The following is a 19,861-nucleotide window of genomic DNA, read 5'->3' as shown; positions in this document are numbered from 1 at the left end:
CGCCGAGGTCGCAGCCGACCCGGACCCAGACACCGAGGAGGTCGTCGTGAGCCGATTCACCGACAAGATGTACCGCAGCGCCCGGGAGAGCGAGCGGGGCATGGTCACCGGCGAACCGTACGAGCCGGTCCGCCACACCTGGGCCGAGGTACATGAACGCGCCCGCCGGGTTGCCGGTGGACTCGCCGCGGCCGGTATCGGGCCCGGTGACGCCGTCGGTGTGCTCGCCGGCTTCCCGGTGGAGATCGCGCCGACCGCCCAGGGCGTGTGGATGCGCGGCGGCAGCCTCACCATGCTGCACCAGCCGACGCCGCGTACCGACCTCGTCGTGTGGGCCGAAGACACCATGACCGTCATCGGCATGATCGAGCTCAAGGCCGTCATCGTCTCCGAACCGTTCATCGTGGCGATCCCGGTGCTCGAAGAAAAAGGGATAAAGGTCCTCGTCGTCTCCGACCTGCTGGCCGCCGACCCGATCGATCCGGTCGAGACCGGGGAGGACGATCTTGCGCTGATGCAGCTGACGTCCGGCTCCACCGGATCTCCCAAGGCCGTGCAGATCACCCACCGCAACATCTTCTCCAACGCCGAGGCCATGTTCATCGGCGCCGAATACGACGTCAACACCGACGTCATGGTCAGCTGGTTGCCCTGCTTCCACGACATGGGCATGGTCGGCTTCCTCACCATCCCGATGTACTTCGGCGCCGAGCTGGTCAAGGTCACGCCGATGGACTTCCTGCGCGACACCCTGCTGTGGGCCAAGCTCATCGACAAGTACAAGGGCACCATGACGGCGGCCCCGAACTTCGCCTACGCGCTGTTCGCCAAGCGTCTGCGCCGCCAGGCCAAGCCGGGCGAGTTCGATCTGTCCACCCTGCGCTTCGCGCTGTCAGGCGCCGAGCCGGTCGAACCCGCCGATGTCGAGGACCTGATCGACGCGGGCAAGCCGTTCGGGCTGTCGGAGACGGCGATCCTGCCCGCCTACGGCATGGCCGAGACCTGTCTGGCGGTGTCCTTCTCACCGTGCAACGCCGGCCTGGTGGTCGACGAGGTCGACGCCGACCTGCTGGCCGCGCTGCGCCGAGCGGTGCCGTCGGGCAAGGGCAACACCCGCCGGCTGGCGTCGCTGGGCCCGCTGCTCAACGACCTGGAGGCCCGCATCGTCGACGAGGACGGCGCCGTGCTGCCGACCCGTGGCGTCGGTGTCATCCAGCTGCGTGGTGAATCGGTCACCCCGGGCTACATCACGATGGCCGGCTTCCTGCCGACCCAGGACGAGAACGGCTGGTATGACACCGGCGACCTCGGTTACATCACCGACGAGGGCAATGTCGTCGTGTGTGGTCGCGTCAAGGACGTCATCATCATGGCCGGCCGCAACATCTATCCGACCGATATCGAACGTGCCGCGGGCCGCGTCGAGGGTGTGCGCCCCGGTTGCGCCGTCGCGGTGCGCCTCGACGCCGGCCATTCGCGCGAAACCTTCGCCGTCGCAGTGGAATCCAATCACTACCAGGATCTGGCCGAGGTGCGCCGCATCGAGCACCAGGTCGCCCACGAAGTGGTGACCGAGGTCGATGTGCGTCCGCGCAACGTCGTCGTGCTCGGGCCGGGCACCATCCCGAAGACCCCGTCGGGCAAGCTGCGTCGGGCCAACTCGGTGGCTCTCGTCACGGGCTAGGCTCCTTTTCGCGAGCGTGCGTGTCTGCGGGCAACACACCGCGGCACAGTCCGAGTTTGTGCACGCTCGCCACCGTCGGTCTGTCCGTACCCTGGTCTGATGGACCGTGCTTCTCATGCGTTGTTCGGCTGGATCGCGGTGCTGGGCGCCGCGATCTCGGTGGTCGCCATCCTGACCCTGGACGCGGTCCTCGGCGGCGAGTCCCACCGGCCCGGTCGGACCCTGCGCATGGCCACCATCTCCGAGTATGTCTACACCGGGGGCGGTTGGGCCTTCCTGGTCGGCGTGCTGGCCCTGGCCGTCGGCTCGATGCTGTTGCTGGCCGGGCTGATTCGCGCCGGAGTGGTGGCTCCGATCTCGTTCGGCTCGATCCTCATGGCGCTGTGGGTGATCGGGCTCCTCGGGGTGGCCGCCTTCCCCAAACACAACTGGGAGATCGGGCCCAGCACCAGCGGATCGATCCACCGGGTGGCCACGCTGCTGGCCTTCGTGTCGCTGCCCGCCGCGGTGCTGGCGATCGCCCGCAGGCACCGGCAGGCCCGACCGGCGGTCTGGCTGGCCTACGGTTCCATTGCCTGGCTGTCGGTGTTGTCCGGCGCCATCGCGGTCAGCATGGTGACCGACCTGCGCTGGCATCGAATCATCCCGCTCGGCATCGTCGAACGCGGGATCGTCGCGTTCGAGGTGGGCGCGGTGATCGCGCTGGGGATCTGGCTGATCCGCGGGGAGTTCGCGACCGCCAAGCGCTTGGAATCGGTCTGAGCGGTCCGGCTACCAGGCGTGCACGGTGTTCTGCGCGGCCTCCAGGCCCTGGGCGAGAAGTAGCTCGGTCGCGTCGGCGGCCTGCTCGCAGATGATCGGGACCTCCGGGCGTTCGATCGTCGAGAAGTTCTCCAACACATAGGCCGCCGGATCCTTGCGGCCGGGTGGACGCCCCACCCCGATGCGGACCCGCTGAAAGTCCTTGGTGCCCAACGCGGCCGCCACCGAGCGCAGCCCGTTGTGGCCGCCCTCGCCGCCGCCGAGCTTGAGCCGGATCCGGCCGAAATCGATATCGAGTTCGTCGTGCAACACCACGACATCGGCGGGCGACACCGAATAGAACTTCGCCAACGGGCCGACCTGGCGGCCCGACTCGTTCATGTAGACCCGAGGTTTGGCGAGTACAACAGCCCGGTTGCCGAGGCGACCTGTGGTCACCTCGGCACCGGACTTCTTGTGCACCTTGAAACCTGAGCCGATGCGCCCGGCCAGCAGGTCGGCGACCATGAAACCGAGGTTGTGCCGGGTCTTGGCGTAGTTCGGCCCGGGGTTTCCCAGGCCGACCACCAACAACGGTTCGGCCATGAGTCGCAGTGCTACCCGGAGCTATTCGGCAGCTTCGGCTTCGCCCTCGGCGGCTTCGCCGTCGGCGTCGTCCGCGGCCGGAGCAGCAGCGTCGTCGGCATCGCCGGCGCCATCGCTGTCCAGGTCCTCGGCGGTCGGGGCCGCGACGACGTTGACCACCAGGGTCTCGGGATCGACGGTCAGGCTGACGCCCGTGGGCAGCTCGAGCTGGCCGGCGGTGATCTGGGTGCCGACCTTGGCGCCCTCGACCGACACGGTGATCTGCTCGGGGATGGACATCGCCTCGGCCTCGACGGCAATGGTGTTGGCTTCCTGGGTGACCAGCGTGCCGGGCGCCGCTTCGCCTTCGACGAGCACGTTGATGTCCACGTTGACCTTCTCACCGCGCACCACCACGAGCAGGTCGACGTGCTGGATGTTGCGGCGCACCGGGTGGATGTCCAGCGCCTTGGTCAGCGCGAGCGCCTCGGTGCCCTCGATGTCGAGGGTCAGGATGGCGTTGGTGCCGGCGTGACGCATCACGGCGGCGAAGTCGCGCGCGTTGAGCTCCAGGTGCTGGGGATCGGTGCCGTGGCCGTACAGCACGGTGGGGATGAGGCCGTCGCGGCGGGCCTGGCGCGAGGCGCCCTTACCGGTGCGGGTACGCACGGTCGCGGTCAGCTTGTTGGGGGCCGAGGTCTTGGCCATGTGTCGTTACTCCTGTGCCGGTGTGGTGAAAAGCACGGCCAGGGAGAACAGAGAAGTTCCCGTCGATAACGGTGGCCGGGCCACCCTCGCCGTGATGGGCCTCAGGCTATCCCAGAGCACCCTCAGATCTGAAATTCGGTCCCGGTGAGCTGCGCGGACAGCGCCCACAGGGCGGCAGCGGTCCGGGGGTTGCGGGCCAGCGGGCTGCGCGGGCTCAGGCCGGTCGGTCCGCCCATACCGAACCGCGGGCCGATGAAACTGTCCCCGGGGATGTCGGCGGCCGCCGCGTACAACGTCTGCCGGGCCCCGAAGTCGGCGTCGGTGGCGATCCGGTTGGCGGCCTTCCAGAACTTGTCGCCGGTGGCGTTGCCGGTCTGGCCCTGCAGGTTGGTCGCCGAATATCCGGGGTGCGCGGCAATGGCGAGCACCGGCGATCCGGCGGCGGTCAGCTTGCGTTGCAGCTCGCTGGTGAACAGCAGGTTGGCCAGTTTGGACTGCCCGTAGGCCAGCCATGCCGAGTACGGGCGCGAGCGCCAGTTCAGGTCCTTGAGGCTGATCACGCCGAGCAGATGCATCATCGAGGACACCGTGACCACCCTGTCGGTGATCTTGGGCAGCAGCAGGTTGGTCAGCGCGAAATGACCGAGGTGGTTGGTGCCGATCTGGCTCTCGAAACCGTCGGCGGTCTGCGCGTACGGCACGGCCATGATGCCGGCGTTGTTGACCAGGACGTCCACCGCCTCGGTCTGATCGGCGAAGGCGCGCACCGAGGCCAGGTCCTGCAGATCGAGCACACGGACCGTGACGTCACCGGTCATCGTGGCGGCGGCGTCATCGCCCTTGGCGGTATTGCGGACGGCGAGCACCACCGAGGCCCCGACCCGGGCCAGTTCGCGGGCGGTGATCAGCCCGAGCCCGCTGTTGGCACCGGTGACGATGACGCGGCGGCCGGCGAACGAGGGCAGGTCTGCGGCGGTCCATGAACTCATGGTGGCCAGGGTAGCTACTTGGCCGAGACGTCGAACCCGGAGATGATCTGCTCGATCGCCGCGCCCTTGGACTCGGCGTCGTCGGCGAAGCTGGTGATGGTCAGCTGCACCAGGTATTTCTGCGCCTTGGGTTCCAGCTGGCCCGGGGCGGGTTTGGCGGGCATCTTCCCGGTGGCGAACACGATGCGGTTGTAGGCCTGCATGCGTTGCCCGCCCACGTCATAGGTGCCCTCGATCATCGAGGACGGGAACCCCTTGAAGTCGTCGCGAGAACCGTTGAGCTTCTTGAAGTTCTCCGATATCTCCGCGTCGACGTCGGCATGCTTGAGCGCCTCGGCGGTGTCGAAATCGCCGTCCAGGGTGAACACCATCAGCATGGCCGTCGGATAGGTTTCGCCGTCGGCGATCACCCGGGTGCCGGGCGCCAGATTGGTGTTGGTGTAGTCCTGCCAGCCCTTCGGGCGCGGCACCGTCACCGCCAGATCGGTGAGTTTCTCCGGGGCAACCGGTTCTCCCTTGACCCCGACGCTCTCCAGGTACGCCGAGAGCGGGACCGTTTCCTCGGAGGTGGTGGGTGTGGGCCGGCTCGGGGTGGTCGCCAGCAGCGACTGGTAGTCCGGGGTGGCCGCGCCGCAGCCGGTGAGCAGCGCCGCCGCAGCCGCCACCACCGCAAGTGCAGCTCTCACAAGATCTCGCGGACCTTATCGATCGGACGTGCCAGCCGGGTGCCCTTGTCGGTGACGACGAACGGGCGCTCGATCAGGATCGGATGCCGGGCCATGGCATCGAGCAGCTCCTCATCGGAAGCGTCGGCCAAACCCAGCTCACCGTAGAGGGATTCACGTTTGCGGACGGCCGCACGCACGTCGATCCCGGCGTCGGCGATCATCGTGGCCAGCTCGGCCCTGGTGGGCGGGGTCTTCAGGTACAGCACGATCTCGGGTTCGATACCGGTCTCGCGCAACAGTTCCAGGGTCTTGCGTGAGGTCGAGCACTTCGGGTTGTGCAGGATTCGCGACACGCTAGGCGGATCCGTCGAACAGTCCGGTGACCGAACCGTTGTCGAACACCGCCCGGATGGTGTTGGCCAGCAGCGGCGCGATCGAGAGCACGGTGAGCTGCGGGAACCGCTTCTCCTCGTTGATCGGCAGGGTGTTGGTGACGATGACCTCGCGGGCGCCGCAGTCGGCCAGGCGCTGCGCGGCCGGGTCGGACAGCACGCCGTGCGTCGCGGCGATGATCACGTCCTTCGCCCCGTCCTGGCGCAGCAGGTTGACCGCGCCGGCGATGGTGCCGCCGGTGTCGATCATGTCGTCGGTCAGGATGCAGGTCTTGCCCTTGACCTCGCCGACGACCCGGTTGGACTTGACCTGGTTGGGCACCAGCGGATCACGGGTCTTGTGGATGAAGGCCAGCGGGACACCGCCGAGGGCGTCGGCCCACTTCTCGGCGACGCGCACCCGGCCGGAGTCGGGGGAGACGACGACCTTGTCGGCGTCGGCGTAGTTCTCGGCGATGTAGCCGGTGAGCAGCTTCTGGGCGCGCATATGGTCCACGGGGCCGTCGAAGAAGCCCTGGATCTGGTCGGTGTGCAGGTCGACGGTGATGATGCGGTCGGCGCCGGCGGTCTGGTACAGGTCGGCGACCAGGCGGGCCGAGATCGGCTCACGGCCGCGGTGCTTCTTGTCCTGACGGGCGTACGGGTAGAACGGCAGGATCGCGGTGATCCGCTTGGCGCTGCCGCGCTTGAGCGCGTCGATCATGAGCAGTTGTTCCATCAGCCACTGGTTCAGCGGCGCGGGATGGCTCTGCAGCACGAAGGCGTCGCAGCCACGCACCGATTCGTCGAACCGGACGAAGATCTCGCCGTTGGCGAAGTCGCGCGCGGTCTGCGCGGTCACCGGGACGTCGAGCTCCTTGGCCACCTGCTCGGCCAGCTCGGGGTGGGCCCGACCCGAGAAGAGCATCAGGTTCTTACGGTTGTCGGTCCAGTCGTGGCTCATTTAGGTGCCTTCGCCAGTCGGGTCGATTACGCGCCAATCGTACGTAGCTTTCCTGGCCGGTCGTGGCCGGGTTACCAGAATGCCAACATCAGGCGTCGGGTTCGGGGGCCCCGGCCTTGCGTGCGGCGTCGGCGGAGGCACTTGCTGGGCGTTTGCGCAGCACCCACCCCTCGATGGTGCGCTGAGTGTTGTCCGAGACGGCCAGCGCACCGGGCGGAACATCGTCGCGAAGCACGGTGCCCGCCCCGGTGTAGGCGCCGTCCCCGACGGTCACCGGCGCCACGAACATGGTGTCCGAACCGGTCCGGACATGGGAGCCGATCGTGGTGCGCCGCTTGGTCTCACCGTCGTAGTTGACGAAGACGCTGGAGGCGCCGATATTGCTGTGCTCGCCGATGTCGGCGTCCCCGACATAGGTCAGGTGCGGCACCTTGGTGCCGGTGCCGATGGTGGAATTCTTGGTCTCGACGAACGCGCCGAGCTTGCCGTCCGCGCCCAGCTCGGTACCTGGGCGCAGGTACGTGAACGGTCCGACGGTGGCGCCCGCGCCGATGACCGAAAGCTCGCCGTGGGTGCGGACGACCGTCGCGCCGTCACCGACCTCCATGGAGGTCAGTGTGCTGTCCGGCCCGATGGTGCAGTCGGTGCCGATCGCGGTGGCGCCTAGCAGCTGGGTGCCCGGATGCACGACGGTGTCGGGCCCGATCTCCACGTCCACGTCGATCCAAGTGGTGGCCGGGTCGATGATCGTCACCCCGGCCCGCTGGTGGCGTTCGATGGTGCGGCGGTTCAGCTCGGTGCCCAGCGCGGCGAGCTGCACGCGGTCGTTGACCCCGGACACCTCGATGGTGTCGGCGACATGCTGGGCGCGCACGGTGTGCCCCTCGGCGCGCAGGATGGCCACCGCATCGGTGATGTACAGCTCGCCCTGGGCGTTGTCGGTGCTCAGCCGGGTCAGCGCCGTGCGCAGGGCGGCGGCGTCGAACGCGTACACCCCGGAGTTGATCTCGTCGATGGCGCGCTGGGCGTCATCGGCGTCGGCCTGTTCGACAATGGCCGCCACCGCGCCATCGGCATCGCGGATGATGCGGCCGTACCCGGTCGGGTCGTCCAGCGTGGTGGTCAGGATGGTCGCCTGGGCACCGGCATGCGCGGCGGCCAGGGTGGCCAGCGTGGCGCCGCCGAGCAACGGCACATCGGCGGTGGTGATGACGACGGTGCCGGCGAAGTCATCGGGCAGACCGGTGAGTCCGACGCTCACCGCATGCCCGGTGCCGAGTTGTTCCTCCTGCACCACGGTGCTGATCCGGCTGTCGGTGCGGGCGGCGACTTTGGTCACCTCGTCGTTCACCTGGTCGCGCCCGTGCCCGACCACGACGACGATGTGGCTGGGCGTCAGTGTGGTGAGTGCATGCAGCACGTGGGCCAGCATGCTGCGCCCGCCCACGGGGTGCAGCACCTTGGGGGTGGCCGAGCGCATCCGGGTGCCCGCGCCGGCGGCCAGCACGATCACGGCGGTTTCGGTGGTTGTCAAGGATCCTCCGATGGTCGCTCGGCAATCTGTGCTGCCTGCTCGCTCGGCAAGCCTCGCTCGATGCTCCGTCGCCAGGACTCGAACCTGAACTATCTGAACCAAAATCAGAGGTGCTGCCGATTACACCACGACGGACTGATCAACCCGAGACTCTAGTCGAAGGCGTTGGGCCCGGCGGCCAGGAGCGAAGCGACCGGGGGATGAGACGGCGGGCAGGAGCGAAGCGACCGGGGGATTAGGCTGAGCTCGTGGCCGCACCTGATAAAGAGACTCGTGCGCCTCGCGCCCGGATGACCGGCAGCGAACGTCGTCAACAGCTCATCGAGATCGCCAGGTCGCTGTTCGCCGAGCGCGGCTACGACGGCACCTCCGTCGAGGAGATCGCGCAGCGCGCGAACGTGTCGAAACCCGTCGTCTACGAGCATTTCGGCGGCAAGGAAGGCCTCTACGCCGTCGTCGTCGACCGGGAGATGTCCACCCTGCTGGACAGGATCACCGCCTCGCTGACCAACAACCGCTCCCGGGTGCGCGTCGAACTGGTGGCGCTGGCGCTGCTGACCTACGTCGAGGAACACACCGACGGGTTCCGCATCCTCATCCGTGACTCCCCGGCGGCCATCACCGAGGGCACCTACGCGACGCTGCTCAATGACGCGGTCAACCAGGTGGCCTCCATCCTGGCCGGTGACTTCTCCCGGCGTGGACTGGACCCCGACCTGGCCCCGCTGTACGCCCAGGCGCTGGTCGGATCGGTCTCGATGACCGCGCAGTGGTGGCTCGATGTCCGTGAGCCGCCCAAGGAAGTGGTGGCCGCGCACGTGGTCAACCTGTGCTGGAACGGGCTGACGCACCTGGAGCCGGATCCCAAGCTCGAGGATTAGCGTGCCCCCGGCGCGAGATTCGTCACTGCCGGGCGCCGCCTAGGATGGACCCATCATGACCGCACCGGGGCACACGCATGTCCAAAACTCGATCGCGGGGCTCGTCGACCTGGCGCTCAGCTCGCCCACCTTCACCGATCTGATCGCCCGCGCGCAGACCCGCCCGGACTCGTTGGCGATGGTCGGCCCCGCCAGTGTCCGGCTGTTCGCCGCGGCCGCGCTGGCCCGCACCGGCCCGCTGCTGGTGGTGACCGCCACCGGCCGCGAGGCCGACGACCTGACCGCCGAACTGCAGGCCGTCTTCGGCGACGCCGTTGCGCTGTTCCCGTCCTGGGAGACGCTCCCGCATGAGCGGCTCTCACCCGGCGTGGAGACGGTCGGGGCCCGGATGATGCTGCTGCGCAGGCTCGCGCATCCCGAGGACGAGCACCTGGGCCCGCCGTTGCGGGTCGTCGTCACCACCACCCGCTCACTGCTGCAGCCGATGGTGGTCGATCTCGGCGACATCGAGCCGGTGACGCTCACGGTCGGTGCCGACTCCGATTTCGACGCCACCATCGCCCGGCTGGTGGAGCTGGCCTACACCCGGGTGGACATGGTGGCCAAGCGTGGCGAGTTCGCGGTCCGCGGCGGCATCCTCGACATCTTCGCGCCGACCGCCGAACATCCGGTACGCGTGGAGTTCTGGGGTGACGAGGTCTCCGAGATGCGGATGTTCTCGGTGGCCGATCAGCGGTCCATCACCGAGATCGAGATCGATCACCTGATTGCCGTCCCGTGCCGGGAGATCCTGCTCAGCGATGCGGTCAAGGAACGCGCCGGGCAGCTTGTCGACGCCGGCCCGCAAACCGACAACACCGTCGCCGGCGGTGTCGGCGACATGCTGGCCAAGCTCGCCGAGGGCATCCCGGTCGACGGGATGGAGGCGCTGCTGCCGGTGCTGCAACCCGACGCGCTGACCCTGCTCACCAGCCACCTGCCCGAGGGCACACCGGTGCTGGTGTGCGACCCGGAGAAGGTGCGCTCGCGCGCCGCCGACCTGATCCGCACCGGCCGCGAATTCCTGGAGGCGTCCTGGTCGGTCGCCGCGATCGGCGGGGCCGCCCCCGTCGATATCGAATCCCTCGGGGGGTCCGGTTTCCGGGACCTCGACGAGGTGCGGGCCGCGGCGGGGCGCTGGTGGACGCTGAGCCAGCTCAACGACGGGTCGGCGGTCGAACTCGATGTCCGGCCCGCCCCGTCGGCGCGTAGCCAGAACATCGTCGAGGAGATCTTCGCGATGCTGCGCGCGCACGTCGCCACGGGCGGGTTCGCCACCGTGGTGACACCGGGCACCGGCACTGCACACCGGGTGGTCGAGCAGCTCGGCGAATCCGATACGCCGGCAGCGCTGCTGGAGCCCGGCGCGCAGCCCGCCGCCGGTGTGGTCGGCGTGCTCAAGGGCCCACTGCACGACGGCCTGGTGATCCCGGGGGCCAATCTCGTCATCATCACCGAGACCGACCTCACCGGTAACAGAGTCGCCGCCACCGACGGGAAAAGGCTTGCCGCCAAACGTCGTAACGTCGTCGACCCGCTGGCGCTGACGGCCGGCGACCTGGTGGTGCACGACCAGCACGGCATCGGCAAGTTCGTCGAGATGACCGAACGGGTGATCGGCGGAGCGCGGCGCGAATACCTGGTTCTCGAATACGCGTCGTCGAAGCGGGGCGGTGGTACCGACAAGCTGTACGTGCCGATGGATTCGCTGGACCAGCTGTCCCGCTATGTCGGCGGTCAGGCACCCACCCTGAGCCGGCTCGGCGGCAGTGACTGGACCAATACGAAAACCAAGGCGCGCAAGGCGGTTCGGGAGATCGCCGGTGAGCTGGTGGCGCTGTACGCCAAACGCCAAGCGGCCCCCGGCCACGCGTTCGGGCCGGACACCCCGTGGCAGGCCGAGATGGAGGACGCGTTCGGCTTCACCGAGACCATCGACCAGTTGACCGCCATCACCGAGGTCAAGGCCGACATGGAGAAGGCCGTCCCGATGGACCGGGTGATCTGCGGTGACGTCGGCTACGGCAAGACCGAGATCGCGGTCCGCGCGGCGTTCAAGGCCGTGCAGGACGGTAAGCAGGTAGCGGTGCTGGTGCCGACCACGCTGCTGGCCGACCAGCATCTGCAGACGTTCACCGCCCGCACCGCGGGCTTCCCGGTCACCGTGAAGGGCTTGTCCCGCTTCACCGATACGGCCGACTCGAAGGCCACGCTGGACGGTATGGCCGACGGTTCGGTGGACATCGTCATCGGCACGCACCGGCTGCTGCAGACCGCGGTGCGCTGGAAGGACCTCGGCCTGGTGATCGTGGACGAGGAGCAGCGTTTCGGCGTCGAGCACAAGGAACACATCAAGAGCCTGCGCACCCACGTCGACGTCCTGACCATGAGCGCCACCCCGATCCCGCGGACTCTGGAGATGAGCCTGGCCGGCATCCGCGAGATGTCGACCATCCTCACCCCGCCCGAGGAACGATTCCCGGTGCTCACCTACGTCGGTCCGCACGACGACAAGCAGGTCGCCGCGGCACTGCGCCGCGAGTTGCTGCGCGACGGGCAGGCGTTCTACATCCACAACCGGGTCAAGTCGATCGACCAGGCCGCCGCGCGGGTGCAGGCCATGGTGCCGGAGGCGCGCGTGGTGGTGGCGCACGGTCAGATGGCCGAGGAAAACTTGGAGAAGACCGTCGAGGGCTTCTGGAACCGCGACTACGACATCCTGGTCTGCACCACCATCGTCGAGACCGGCCTGGATATCTCCAACGCCAACACCCTGATCGTGGAGCGCGCCGATACCTTCGGCCTGTCACAGCTGCATCAGCTGCGTGGTCGGGTCGGCCGCAGCCGCGAGCGCGGGTACGCGTACTTCCTGTATCCGCCGGAGGTGCCGTTGAACGAGACCGCCCACGACCGGCTGGCCACCATCGCGCAGAACAACGAACTCGGCGCCGGCATGGCGGTTGCCATGAAGGACTTGGAGATTCGCGGTGCGGGCAATGTGCTGGGTATCGAACAGTCCGGCCATGTCGCCGGTGTCGGTTTCGACCTGTACGTGCGGCTGGTCGGTGAGGCTGTCGAGGCCTACCGCGCCGCCGTCGACGGGAAGACCGTCAGCACCGTGGAGGAACCCAAGGATGTGCGCATCGACCTCCCCGTCGACGCCCACTTCCCGCCGGACTACATCGGCAGCGACCGGCTGCGGCTGGAGGCCTACCGCAGGCTGGCTGCGGCCTCCGACGGCGCCGGGGTGGACCGCGTCATCGAGGAACTCGTCGACCGCTACGGTCCGCTGCCCGAACCGGCGCAACGGCTGATCGCGGTGGCACGGTTGCGGTTGCTGTGCCGCGAGTACGGGGTCACCGAGGTGGCCACGATCTCCGATGCCACGATCAAGGTCGCACCGCTGACGCTGCTGGACTCCGGTCAGATGCGGCTCAAGCGGGTCTATCCGGGATCGGCCTACCGGGCGACGACATCCACGGTGCAGATCCCGATTCCGCGGGCAGGCACCGGGGTGGGCGCGCCGCGTATCCGCGATCTCGAACTGCTGCAAGCGGTTGCGGGTCTACTGCTGGCCCTGGATGGTCGGCCGGCGGGCGAGGTCGACATCACCGCCATGGGAGACGGGGCCGCAATTCCGCCTGGAGGTGCGCAATGACCATCGTCCTGGTGGACCCGCGCCGGCCCTCGCTGGTCCCGGTGGAAGCCGTCGGCCTGCTCGCCGGTGATGTGCAGTACACCGAGGAGATGCCGATCAAGGTGCCATGGTCACTGCCCTCGGCGCGCCCGGATTACGACGGTGACCCGGCCCCGGTGCTGCTGTCCTCGGATCCCGAGCATCCCAGTGTGAAGGCCCGGCTGGCGGCGGGCGAGCAGCTGATCGCCTCGCCGGCACCGCAGGCCGGAGAGCGGCTTGTCGACGCGGTCGCGATCATGGACAAGCTGCGCACCGACGGCCCGTGGGAGAGCGAGCAGACCCACGATTCGCTGCGGCGCTACCTGCTGGAGGAGACCTACGAGCTGTTCGACGCGGTGCGCGGCGGGGACGCCGAGGAGCTGCGCGAAGAACTCGGAGATGTGTTGCTGCAGGTGCTCTTTCACGCCCGCATCGCCGAGGACGCGCCGGCTCACCCGTTCGGTATCGACGATGTCGCCGACGCGTTGGTCCGCAAGCTGGGCAACCGCGCCGCGGGGGTGCTCGCCGGGGATTCGGTGTCACTGGAGGAGCAACTCGCCCAGTGGGAGGAACGCAAACGCCACGAGAAGGTGCGTGACTCCTGCATGGACGATGTGCCGACGGGCCAGCCCGCGCTGGCGCTGACGCAGAAGGTGCTCGAACGCTGCGCCGGAGCGGGTGTCCCCGATGAGCTGATCCCCGATTCGCTGCGCGAGGTGCGGATCGGCGTGGAATCCGACGCCGAGAACACCCTGCGCACAGCCACTCTGGAGTTCATCGACACCGTCCGGCGGGCCGAACAGGCCGTCAAGGCCGCCCGGGGCGGCGACGCCATCGGGGAAACACCGCCGGAGCCCATCGGCGCCGACGAGTGGCGCGCGCACTGGCCCGCGTGACCCCACTCCGCCGAAACTGTATTCCAGACGGCGTGCACGCGAACTTTGCCGTCTGGAATACAGTTTCGGCGGTTACGAGAGCAGGGTCTGCCCCAGCCAGCCCCCCTCGGCCACGCCCGGCAGCATCGCGAACGTCGCCGATCCCACCGTGGTGATCCACTGGTTCATCGCATCGGCCTCGGCCAGCCGCTGCTGTACCGGGATGAACTGGCGCGCCGGGTCTCTCAGATAGCTCGCGAAGATCAGCCCGCAGTCGGTGGTGATCCCGGCAGGCGGCGGATCATCGTAGTTGTAGGGCCGCCGCAGGAACCGTTCATCGTCGTTGTGGTGACGCGCCAGCGCGATATGCGAGTTGGGCGGAATGACCGGGATGCCGTTGACCTGCGCGTCCAGGTCCGGGACGTCGTCCTCGCGTGTCCCGGTCAGCGGGGCACCGGTGTCCAGGCGCCGGCCCACCGCGAATTCCTTGCTGGCCCGGTCGAGTTCGTCCCAGGTGTCCATCTCGGAGCGGATCCGGCGTAGCACCAGGATGGTGCCCCCGGCGAACCAGGGCTGGCCGGCGCCCGCATCCCAGATGAACCGGTCGAATTCTGCGGTGTCCCGCAGATTCGCGGTGCCGTCCACCTGCCCCATCAGGTTGCGCATCGTGGCGCCCGACCCGTCGGCGCCGTGGGCATGCCGAAACCCGTGCTGGCGCCAGCGTTGCCGCGTCATCGCCCGCACATTCTTCAACAGCACCCGGCTGGTGTGCGCGACGACCATCGGGTCATCCGCGCAGATCTGCAGCAGCACATCGCCGCCGCAGAACGCCGGGTCGAGCCGGTCGGTCCGGAACGCGGGCATCTCGATGGCGGTCGGCGGCCGACGGTGCGCCAGTCCGATGCGGTCGAACACCTCCGGCCCCAGCCCCACACTGACCGTCAGCCGTGCCGGGCGTCCGGCCAACTCCGGTTCGGTATCGGCCAGGGCCGGACGGCCCTGGGTGAGCCGGGCCGCGTCCGCCGACCACAGCTTGAGCACTGCGGCCAGCGTCTCACGGGCGCTGCGCCCGGCGTCCGGTGCGAGATCGAGCGCCACGAACAGCGCATGTGCCTGCGGTGCCGTGGTGATGCCGCCCTGATGTGGGCCGTGGAACGGCTCGACGTCACCGCCGAAACCGTCGGCAACCGGTGTGGCCGATTGCGCGGCGCACTGCGTGAGAGCGGCCCCGGCGGCCAGCGCGGCGGCGCCCCCGGTCAGGAGGCGCCGCCGGTTCACATCAACCATGGCCGTCGTGCTTGGGCTGGTATTCCTCGTTGGCCCCGGCGAAGTCGCGTACCTGCACGGTGACCGGCAGCGTGGAACCGTCCTCGAACTGCACCGTCAGCTCGATATCGGATCCCACCGCCAGCGGTGCGGTGAGATCCATCAGCATCAGATGATCACCGCCCGGTGCCAGTTCGTGCCGACCGCCGGCCGGCAGGACGATCCCACCTTCCTTGGGGCGCATGGTTTTCGCACCGGCGTCGCCGGCGACCTCGTGGACCTCGACGCGGCCGGCCGCCGGTGAGCTGCCGGACACGACCCGAGCCTCGTGGTGCCCGTTGTTGACCAGCGTGCCGAACACCGCGGCCATCTCGCCGTCGCCGGCCGATGCCCACTGCTCCTCGAACACCACCTCGGAGGCCATCGCGTGATCGGTGTGCTCCGCGGTGGGGGAGGTGCATGCGGTGGCCAACAGCGCGACGGCCAGCGCCATCAGTGACTTACGCATCGGTCCGCTCCTTGCGCTGCTTGGCCGCGCCGAGGGCGAGGTCGGCAACCACGAAGGCGGCCAACGAGATTCCCAGCAGCGGCAGGAACCAGCCCACCGCGACCGCGGTCACCACCAGCACGCCGATCGTGACAGGGGACAATCGCCGCAGTCCACCGCGCACCGGCGGACGGCCGACCGCCCACGCCGATCCGCGGGTCGGGCGGCGCTGCCACCACATCCGGTACCCGCCGATGATCACCGCGACCAGCGCGACGGCGACACCGAGCAGCAACAGCTGGTTGAGCAGACCGAACAGCAGTCCCATGTGCCCGCGGATACCCCAGTCGGCCAGCATGGCGACCACCGAATAGTCACGCCAGTAATCGATCTCGCTGGTCACGGTGTTCGTCACCGGATCCACCGATGCGGCGTTCGTGGTCAGCCGGTAGGGCTTGTCGATCTCGGCGACGCCGATGCCCTGTCCGGGTTCGGCGGGCAGCGTCACCTCCAACGGCAGGTGCACCCCGGCGCCGGCCGCGGCGCGCAGCACCGCCTCGTAGTCGACCACCGACGGTGCGGCACCGGTGACCGGCGCCGTGTGCCCGGTGTGGCCGGCGTGCTCGTCGGGCACCACGGCGTTCCCCGGCGTCAGGGCGGTGTCCAGTGCCGGACGCTTCCAGTTCATGGCCGCGCGCAGGTCCGACACGTGTTCACCCGCGTACGTCGACCAGGTGATGCCGGTCGCGGACAGGAACAGCAGCGCCGCGAGCAGCCACACCCCGGTGGCGCCATGCCAGTTCATGGTGCGGGCGCGGCCCGTGCGGCTGCGGTCCAGCCGCAGCACACGCCCGGGTCGTCCGCGACGTCGCTCGGCGGCCGTCTTGGTCAGCCACAGCACCACGCCGCCGAGGGCGACCACCCACAGCCAGGAGGCGGCGAGTTCGCTGTAGATACGGCCCGGTTCGCCGAGGTTGAGGTGCCGGTGGAAGCCGTCGAGCCAGGTGCTGACCGGCAGGTAGCCCAGCCAGCTGGCCTCGTCGCCGAGCACCCGCCCGGTGTACGGGTCGACGAAGACCGCCCGCTGCAGTTCCTCGTCGAGGGTGGGGTCGGCGAAGTACACCCGGGTGGACTCTTTCGCGTCGGCGGCCGGGCGCATACCGGTCATGGTCAGTGCCGGGAAGGCGTTCTGCGCGGCGGCGGCCTGATCGCCGAGTGGAATCGGCTGGCCGGACTCCGGCACGGTCAGGATGTCGCCGTAGATGACGCGTTCGATGGACGGTGCCATCGCGTACAGGCCGCCGGTGACGGCGGCGATCAGGAAGAACGGGGCGATGAGTACACCCGCGTAGAAGTGCAGGCGCACCACGAACGGACGCCAACTGCGTCGCGGTGGTGCCGGGTCGGTGTGGGACGTGGAATCGACGGTGTCGCCGGTTTGGGTCATGAAATGCCTTCGGCAGAAGCGATGGGTGGGGACGCAGCGCCCGATACGGCAGGCGTGCGGACGGCCGCGACCGGAAGGCCGCGGCATCGTGACAGCAGCGACCGCTAAGCGGTCGCGACGCCACCCATCGGCGGGGCGCGCATGCCCAGCCCGGTATGCCACAGCAGAGACTGTGCGACAACGTTGTTGGTGCGACGACGGGCACGGGGAGGCGCCGGGCGCGGGGTCACGGTGGCGAACAACCGCAGCCACCGCAGGACCGATGAACAGACCAGGTACAGGTGTTCGACGGCACCGATGGCGATACCGAGGACCACGGCCGCGGCGGTGTGGGCCGCGAGCATCGTCGGGGTCATGCCGAGACCGCCCCCGCCGTGATACCCACCGGCCAGCGCCAGGGTCAGGTGGCCGAGCAGCTGCGCGGCGCCCAGCGCCGCGATGAGCCCCAGCAGTTGGGCGTGGCGGTTCTGCAGCCGGATGCCCGCCGCGGCCGCACCCGAGGTGGCACACACCAGCAGTGCCGCCACCAGTGCGGCTCCGTGCGGGAACATCCCCGACGCCGCGGCGTGCGCACCAATGGTGCCGGCCGCCGCGCTGACGCCGACCAGCGCAGCGCGCAGCCAGTGCGCGCGTCTTGCCGGCGTGGTCACCAGCGGGACTCTACTACGAGCCCTAGTAGTAGAGCCCTAGTAGTAGAGCCCTAGTAGTAGAGCCCTAGTAGTCGACGAGCCGGTCGCCGAGGAACCGGTCGTGGCCCGTCACCCCGGGCAGCACGAAGAAGAACCCACCGCCCACCGGCATGATGTATTCCTCCAGCGGCTCACCGTTGAGCCGCTCCTGCACGGCGAGGAAGCCCCGCTGCAGGCTGCGCTGGTAGGCGACGAACGCCAGCCCCTGGTCGAGGCGTCCGGCGCCGTCGAAACCGCGCGAGTAGTTGAAGCCGCGCCGCAGGATGAGGTTCTGGTCGGTTTCCGGGGTGCGCGGGTTGGCCAGCCGGATGTGCGCGTTCAGCTTGATCCGCACACCATCCGGGTCCGCCGCGAAGTCCGGATCGTCGAACTCACCCGTCATCCCGAGCGGGGCGCCGCTGAGCTTGGACCGGCCGATCAGGGCCTCCTGCTCGATGAGCTGGGTACGGTCCCAGAACTCGACGAAGTTACGGATGATGCGCACGGCCTGGTAGGTCCCGCCGACGGCCCACTCCGGTTCGTCGTCGCCGGGACCCACCCAGACGTGACGATCCATGACGGCGGCGTCGGTCACGTCCAGATTGGAGGTGCCGTCCTTGAACCCCAACAGGTTTCGCGGGGTGGCGGTCTCTGCGGTCGACGTCACAGCCGCGTTCGACGTGACGGCGGCACGCCCGGCGCCGATGCCGCGCGCGTAGCCGTCGATCATCCAGCGCAACACCAGATCGCTGCGGGTGCGCCGCATCAGCTGCCGCAACGCGAACTGCATCGTGTCGTTGTGACCGGACTCGAAGATGATGCAGATGTCGCCGTGCGAGAGCTTGGGATCGAGCCGGTCATTGGCCAGGAACGGCATGGTGACCAGCTCGCGGGGTTTGCGGTCGGCCAGCCCGAAGCGCTCGTCGAACAGGGATGCCCCGACGCCGACCACGATCGACAGATTGTCGGCGGGCGGCTTCTCGCCGAGGATCCCGGAGTCGACCGGCGGATAGGCGGGATCCCTTGTCTCCGGCGGCTTTCCGGCCATCAGGCCACGGATCTCGTCGGTGATCTCGCGCAGTGTCGAGGTCAGTTCCGCGCGGTTGCGCGCGTGCACGTTGAACGACGCGATCAGCCCCTGTTCGGGGATGGGTAACGCGGTGATCCCGGCCTGGTGCTGGCCTTCGAAATCGATGAACCGTGCCGCGGTGCTGTCTCCGGAGGACGAGCTGTCCGAGGAACAGCCCGCCAGCGCACCCGCTCCCACCGCGGCGCCGGTGCCCAGGGCACCCGCGACGAACCCGCGGCGGGAGATCCCGCGACGTGGTGGCCGCTGTGTCACTGCAGTTTCAGCACTCCCGAGACCTGCGAGAGGTTCTCCGACAGCCCGGCCAGTTCGGCCTTCAGCGTGTCGATCACTTGGGGCGTCACGGTCACATCGGGGCAGCGCGCGGACGGATACGGGTCGTTCTCGGTGCAGAACAGCACCCAGCCGTCACCGCGGCGCAGCGGCCCCAGCGTCTCGAACACCGAGTTGATACCGGCGTCGATCTTGCCGAGCAGCGCCGGATCGGCCTCCACCAGTGCCGGGCTCAGCTTGCCGACCGCATCGCGGGCACCCTGCACGTTCGCGTCGAAATCCCACAGGTCGGTCTTGGCGTAGCGGTCCTCTTCACCGGTGATCTTGCCCTCGGAGACCTCTTCGATCAGCTCGGCGGCGCCCGTGGACACGTCCACCGGCTTCACCTCGACCGACGGGAACTGCTCCTTGAGCGCGGCGATGTCGGCGTCGAGCTGATCGGCGAACGGGGCACCGCCATCGGTGGTGTTCTTCTCGAACAGCAGGAATTCGAGGCGGTGCCACCCGGTGAACTCGGGGTCGTCGGCGCCGGAGAAGTCGTCGACGCGGGCGTCGATCTTGCCGTCGATCTCCTCGACGAGCCCGGCCAGCGGTTCGATGCGCTCCCATGGCGCGCGCGAGGGGGCGTAGGCGTCCTGGGCTGCCTTGAGGTCCCCGGCCCGTACCGCGTCGGTGAACACCTTGACCGCGGCGACGAGCTCGTCGATCTGCGCGATCGCGTAGGCCTTGTACTCGGCGGCGGCCTTCTCGGTCAGCGGATTGGGTGCGGCCGCGGCAGAGCTGGTCGCCGACGCGCCCGATGCGGAGCTCGACGTCGTCGCATCCGAGCCGGAGTCCGAGCTGTTGCTCGAACATCCGCTGAGAATCAGTGCTGCCGCGACAACCGGTATCTGCCAGGCGAAATGCCGTCCCATCGGA

The 19,861-nt window shown here is 68.7% G+C and carries 18 protein-coding genes and 1 tRNA gene; 5 read left to right on the top strand and 14 right to left on the bottom strand.

Translation table 11 applies throughout. From position 1 onward, the window contains the following. Nucleotides 1-46: 46 nt before the first annotated feature. Both C6A86_RS22670 and C6A86_RS22665 read left to right on the top strand, forming a co-directional pair. Nucleotides 47-1,684 (top strand): fatty acyl-AMP ligase, encoded by a 1,638-nt coding sequence (locus tag C6A86_RS22670; RefSeq protein ID WP_105362319.1) that lies wholly within the window; start codon nucleotides 47-49, stop codon nucleotides 1,682-1,684. Nucleotides 1,685-1,783: 99 nt separating this feature from the next. After that, nucleotides 1,784-2,446 carry a DUF998 domain-containing protein gene (locus tag C6A86_RS22665; protein WP_105362320.1) on the top strand — a complete coding sequence of 221 codons (663 nt, stop codon included), beginning with the start codon at nucleotides 1,784-1,786 and terminating at the stop codon, nucleotides 2,444-2,446. 9 nt (nucleotides 2,447-2,455) lie between these two features. Here C6A86_RS22665 and pth read toward each other — a convergent pair whose 3' ends face one another. From pth to C6A86_RS22625, 8 genes are all read right to left on the bottom strand, one after another. Beyond that, the gene (pth, locus tag C6A86_RS22660) at nucleotides 2,456-3,031 is read right to left on the bottom strand and encodes an aminoacyl-tRNA hydrolase (RefSeq protein ID WP_105362321.1); all 576 of its coding nucleotides are present in this window, start codon (nucleotides 3,029-3,031) and stop codon (nucleotides 2,456-2,458) included. Nucleotides 3,032-3,052: 21 nt separating this feature from the next. Then, nucleotides 3,053-3,718, bottom strand: coding sequence for a 50S ribosomal protein L25/general stress protein Ctc (locus tag C6A86_RS22655; protein ID WP_311100875.1), 666 nt, complete (start codon nucleotides 3,716-3,718; stop codon nucleotides 3,053-3,055). Between the two features lie 122 nt (nucleotides 3,719-3,840). Beyond that, nucleotides 3,841-4,707 carry an oxidoreductase gene (locus tag C6A86_RS22650; RefSeq protein WP_105361834.1) on the bottom strand — a complete coding sequence of 289 codons (867 nt, stop codon included), beginning with the start codon at nucleotides 4,705-4,707 and terminating at the stop codon, nucleotides 3,841-3,843. Between the two features lie 14 nt (nucleotides 4,708-4,721). Next, a complete protein-coding gene (locus tag C6A86_RS22645) occupies nucleotides 4,722-5,393 on the bottom strand; it encodes an LpqN/LpqT family lipoprotein (RefSeq protein WP_105361835.1) in 672 nt (223 codons plus the stop codon). Then, complete coding sequence (gene arsC, locus C6A86_RS22640; RefSeq protein ID WP_105361836.1) at nucleotides 5,390-5,728, bottom strand: arsenate reductase (glutaredoxin); 339 nt, start codon at nucleotides 5,726-5,728, stop codon at nucleotides 5,390-5,392. The genes C6A86_RS22645 and arsC overlap by 4 nt, the downstream gene beginning before the upstream one ends. A 1-nt stretch (nucleotide 5,729) precedes the next feature. Beyond that, complete coding sequence (locus C6A86_RS22635; RefSeq protein WP_105361837.1) at nucleotides 5,730-6,710, bottom strand: ribose-phosphate diphosphokinase; 981 nt, start codon at nucleotides 6,708-6,710, stop codon at nucleotides 5,730-5,732. A gap of 88 nt (nucleotides 6,711-6,798) precedes the next feature. Continuing rightward, nucleotides 6,799-8,190 (bottom strand): bifunctional UDP-N-acetylglucosamine diphosphorylase/glucosamine-1-phosphate N-acetyltransferase GlmU, encoded by a 1,392-nt coding sequence (gene glmU, locus C6A86_RS22630; protein WP_233212868.1) that lies wholly within the window; start codon nucleotides 8,188-8,190, stop codon nucleotides 6,799-6,801. A 117-nt stretch (nucleotides 8,191-8,307) separates the two neighbouring features. Next, nucleotides 8,308-8,379: transfer RNA gene (locus tag C6A86_RS22625), tRNA-Gln, on the bottom strand. A gap of 155 nt (nucleotides 8,380-8,534) precedes the next feature. Here C6A86_RS22625 and C6A86_RS22620 point away from each other — a divergent pair. The 3 genes from C6A86_RS22620 to C6A86_RS22610 are packed head-to-tail and all read left to right on the top strand — an operon-like array spanning nucleotide 8,535 to nucleotide 13,736. Then, entirely contained in the window at nucleotides 8,535-9,125 is a 591-nt protein-coding gene (locus C6A86_RS22620; protein WP_105361839.1) for a TetR/AcrR family transcriptional regulator, read from the top strand. Between the two features lie 55 nt (nucleotides 9,126-9,180). Next, complete coding sequence (gene mfd, locus C6A86_RS22615) at nucleotides 9,181-12,822, top strand: transcription-repair coupling factor (protein ID WP_311100874.1); 3,642 nt, start codon at nucleotides 9,181-9,183, stop codon at nucleotides 12,820-12,822. Further along, on the top strand, nucleotides 12,819-13,736 hold the full coding sequence (locus tag C6A86_RS22610) for a nucleoside triphosphate pyrophosphohydrolase (RefSeq protein ID WP_105361966.1): 918 nt from the start codon (nucleotides 12,819-12,821) through the stop codon (nucleotides 13,734-13,736). Before mfd ends, C6A86_RS22610 begins: the two co-directional genes overlap by 4 nt. 72 nt (nucleotides 13,737-13,808) lie before the next feature. Here C6A86_RS22610 and C6A86_RS22605 read toward each other — a convergent pair whose 3' ends face one another. From C6A86_RS22605 to C6A86_RS22580, 6 genes are all read right to left on the bottom strand, one after another. Beyond that, nucleotides 13,809-15,002, bottom strand: a complete 1,194-nt coding sequence (locus C6A86_RS22605; RefSeq protein ID WP_105361965.1) for a Dyp-type peroxidase — start codon at nucleotides 15,000-15,002, stop codon at nucleotides 13,809-13,811. Continuing rightward, complete coding sequence (locus tag C6A86_RS22600; RefSeq protein WP_105361964.1) at nucleotides 14,995-15,489, bottom strand: copper chaperone PCu(A)C; 495 nt, start codon at nucleotides 15,487-15,489, stop codon at nucleotides 14,995-14,997. The genes C6A86_RS22605 and C6A86_RS22600 overlap by 8 nt, the downstream gene beginning before the upstream one ends. Continuing rightward, a complete protein-coding gene (locus tag C6A86_RS22595) occupies nucleotides 15,482-16,915 on the bottom strand; it encodes a PepSY domain-containing protein (protein WP_105361963.1) in 1,434 nt (477 codons plus the stop codon). Before C6A86_RS22595 ends, C6A86_RS22600 begins: the two co-directional genes overlap by 8 nt. Nucleotides 16,916-17,019: 104 nt before the next feature. After that, on the bottom strand, nucleotides 17,020-17,565 hold the full coding sequence (locus C6A86_RS22590; RefSeq protein ID WP_105361962.1) for a hypothetical protein: 546 nt from the start codon (nucleotides 17,563-17,565) through the stop codon (nucleotides 17,020-17,022). A 64-nt stretch (nucleotides 17,566-17,629) separates the two neighbouring features. Further along, on the bottom strand, nucleotides 17,630-18,925 hold the full coding sequence (locus C6A86_RS22585) for a Dyp-type peroxidase (RefSeq protein WP_105361961.1): 1,296 nt from the start codon (nucleotides 18,923-18,925) through the stop codon (nucleotides 17,630-17,632). Continuing rightward, nucleotides 18,922-19,857 (bottom strand): EfeM/EfeO family lipoprotein, encoded by a 936-nt coding sequence (locus C6A86_RS22580; RefSeq protein ID WP_105361960.1) that lies wholly within the window; start codon nucleotides 19,855-19,857, stop codon nucleotides 18,922-18,924. The genes C6A86_RS22585 and C6A86_RS22580 overlap by 4 nt, the downstream gene beginning before the upstream one ends. Nucleotides 19,858-19,861: the final 4 nt, after the last annotated feature.

It is taken from the genome of Mycobacterium sp. ITM-2016-00316 (assembly GCF_002968335.2).
In the GTDB taxonomy this organism is placed as follows: domain Bacteria; phylum Actinomycetota; class Actinomycetes; order Mycobacteriales; family Mycobacteriaceae; genus Mycobacterium.
This window is presented reverse-complemented; position numbering and strand designations above follow the sequence as displayed.

Bases quoted from the DNA above. Each gene is read 5' to 3' on its own strand.
- C6A86_RS22665 (WP_105362320.1), top strand. From the start codon at position 1,784: ATGGACCGTGCTTCTCATGCGTTGTTCGGCTGGATCGCGGTGCTGGGC.
- pth (WP_105362321.1), bottom strand. From the start codon at position 3,031: ATGGCCGAACCGTTGTTGGTGGTCGGCCTGGGAAACCCCGGGCCGAAC.
- C6A86_RS22655 (WP_311100875.1), bottom strand. From the start codon at position 3,718: ATGGCCAAGACCTCGGCCCCCAACAAGCTGACCGCGACCGTGCGTACC.
- C6A86_RS22650 (WP_105361834.1), bottom strand. From the start codon at position 4,707: ATGAGTTCATGGACCGCCGCAGACCTGCCCTCGTTCGCCGGCCGCCGC.
- C6A86_RS22635 (WP_105361837.1), bottom strand. From the start codon at position 6,710: ATGAGCCACGACTGGACCGACAACCGTAAGAACCTGATGCTCTTCTCG.
- glmU (WP_233212868.1), bottom strand. From the start codon at position 8,190: ATGCGCTCGGCCACCCCCAAGGTGCTGCACCCCGTGGGCGGGCGCAGC.
- C6A86_RS22620 (WP_105361839.1), top strand. From the start codon at position 8,535: ATGACCGGCAGCGAACGTCGTCAACAGCTCATCGAGATCGCCAGGTCG.
- mfd (WP_311100874.1), top strand. From the start codon at position 9,181: ATGACCGCACCGGGGCACACGCATGTCCAAAACTCGATCGCGGGGCTC.
- C6A86_RS22610 (WP_105361966.1), top strand. From the start codon at position 12,819: ATGACCATCGTCCTGGTGGACCCGCGCCGGCCCTCGCTGGTCCCGGTG.
- C6A86_RS22605 (WP_105361965.1), bottom strand. From the start codon at position 15,002: ATGGTTGATGTGAACCGGCGGCGCCTCCTGACCGGGGGCGCCGCCGCG.
- C6A86_RS22600 (WP_105361964.1), bottom strand. From the start codon at position 15,489: ATGCGTAAGTCACTGATGGCGCTGGCCGTCGCGCTGTTGGCCACCGCA.
- C6A86_RS22595 (WP_105361963.1), bottom strand. From the start codon at position 16,915: ATGACCCAAACCGGCGACACCGTCGATTCCACGTCCCACACCGACCCG.
- C6A86_RS22580 (WP_105361960.1), bottom strand. From the start codon at position 19,857: ATGGGACGGCATTTCGCCTGGCAGATACCGGTTGTCGCGGCAGCACTG.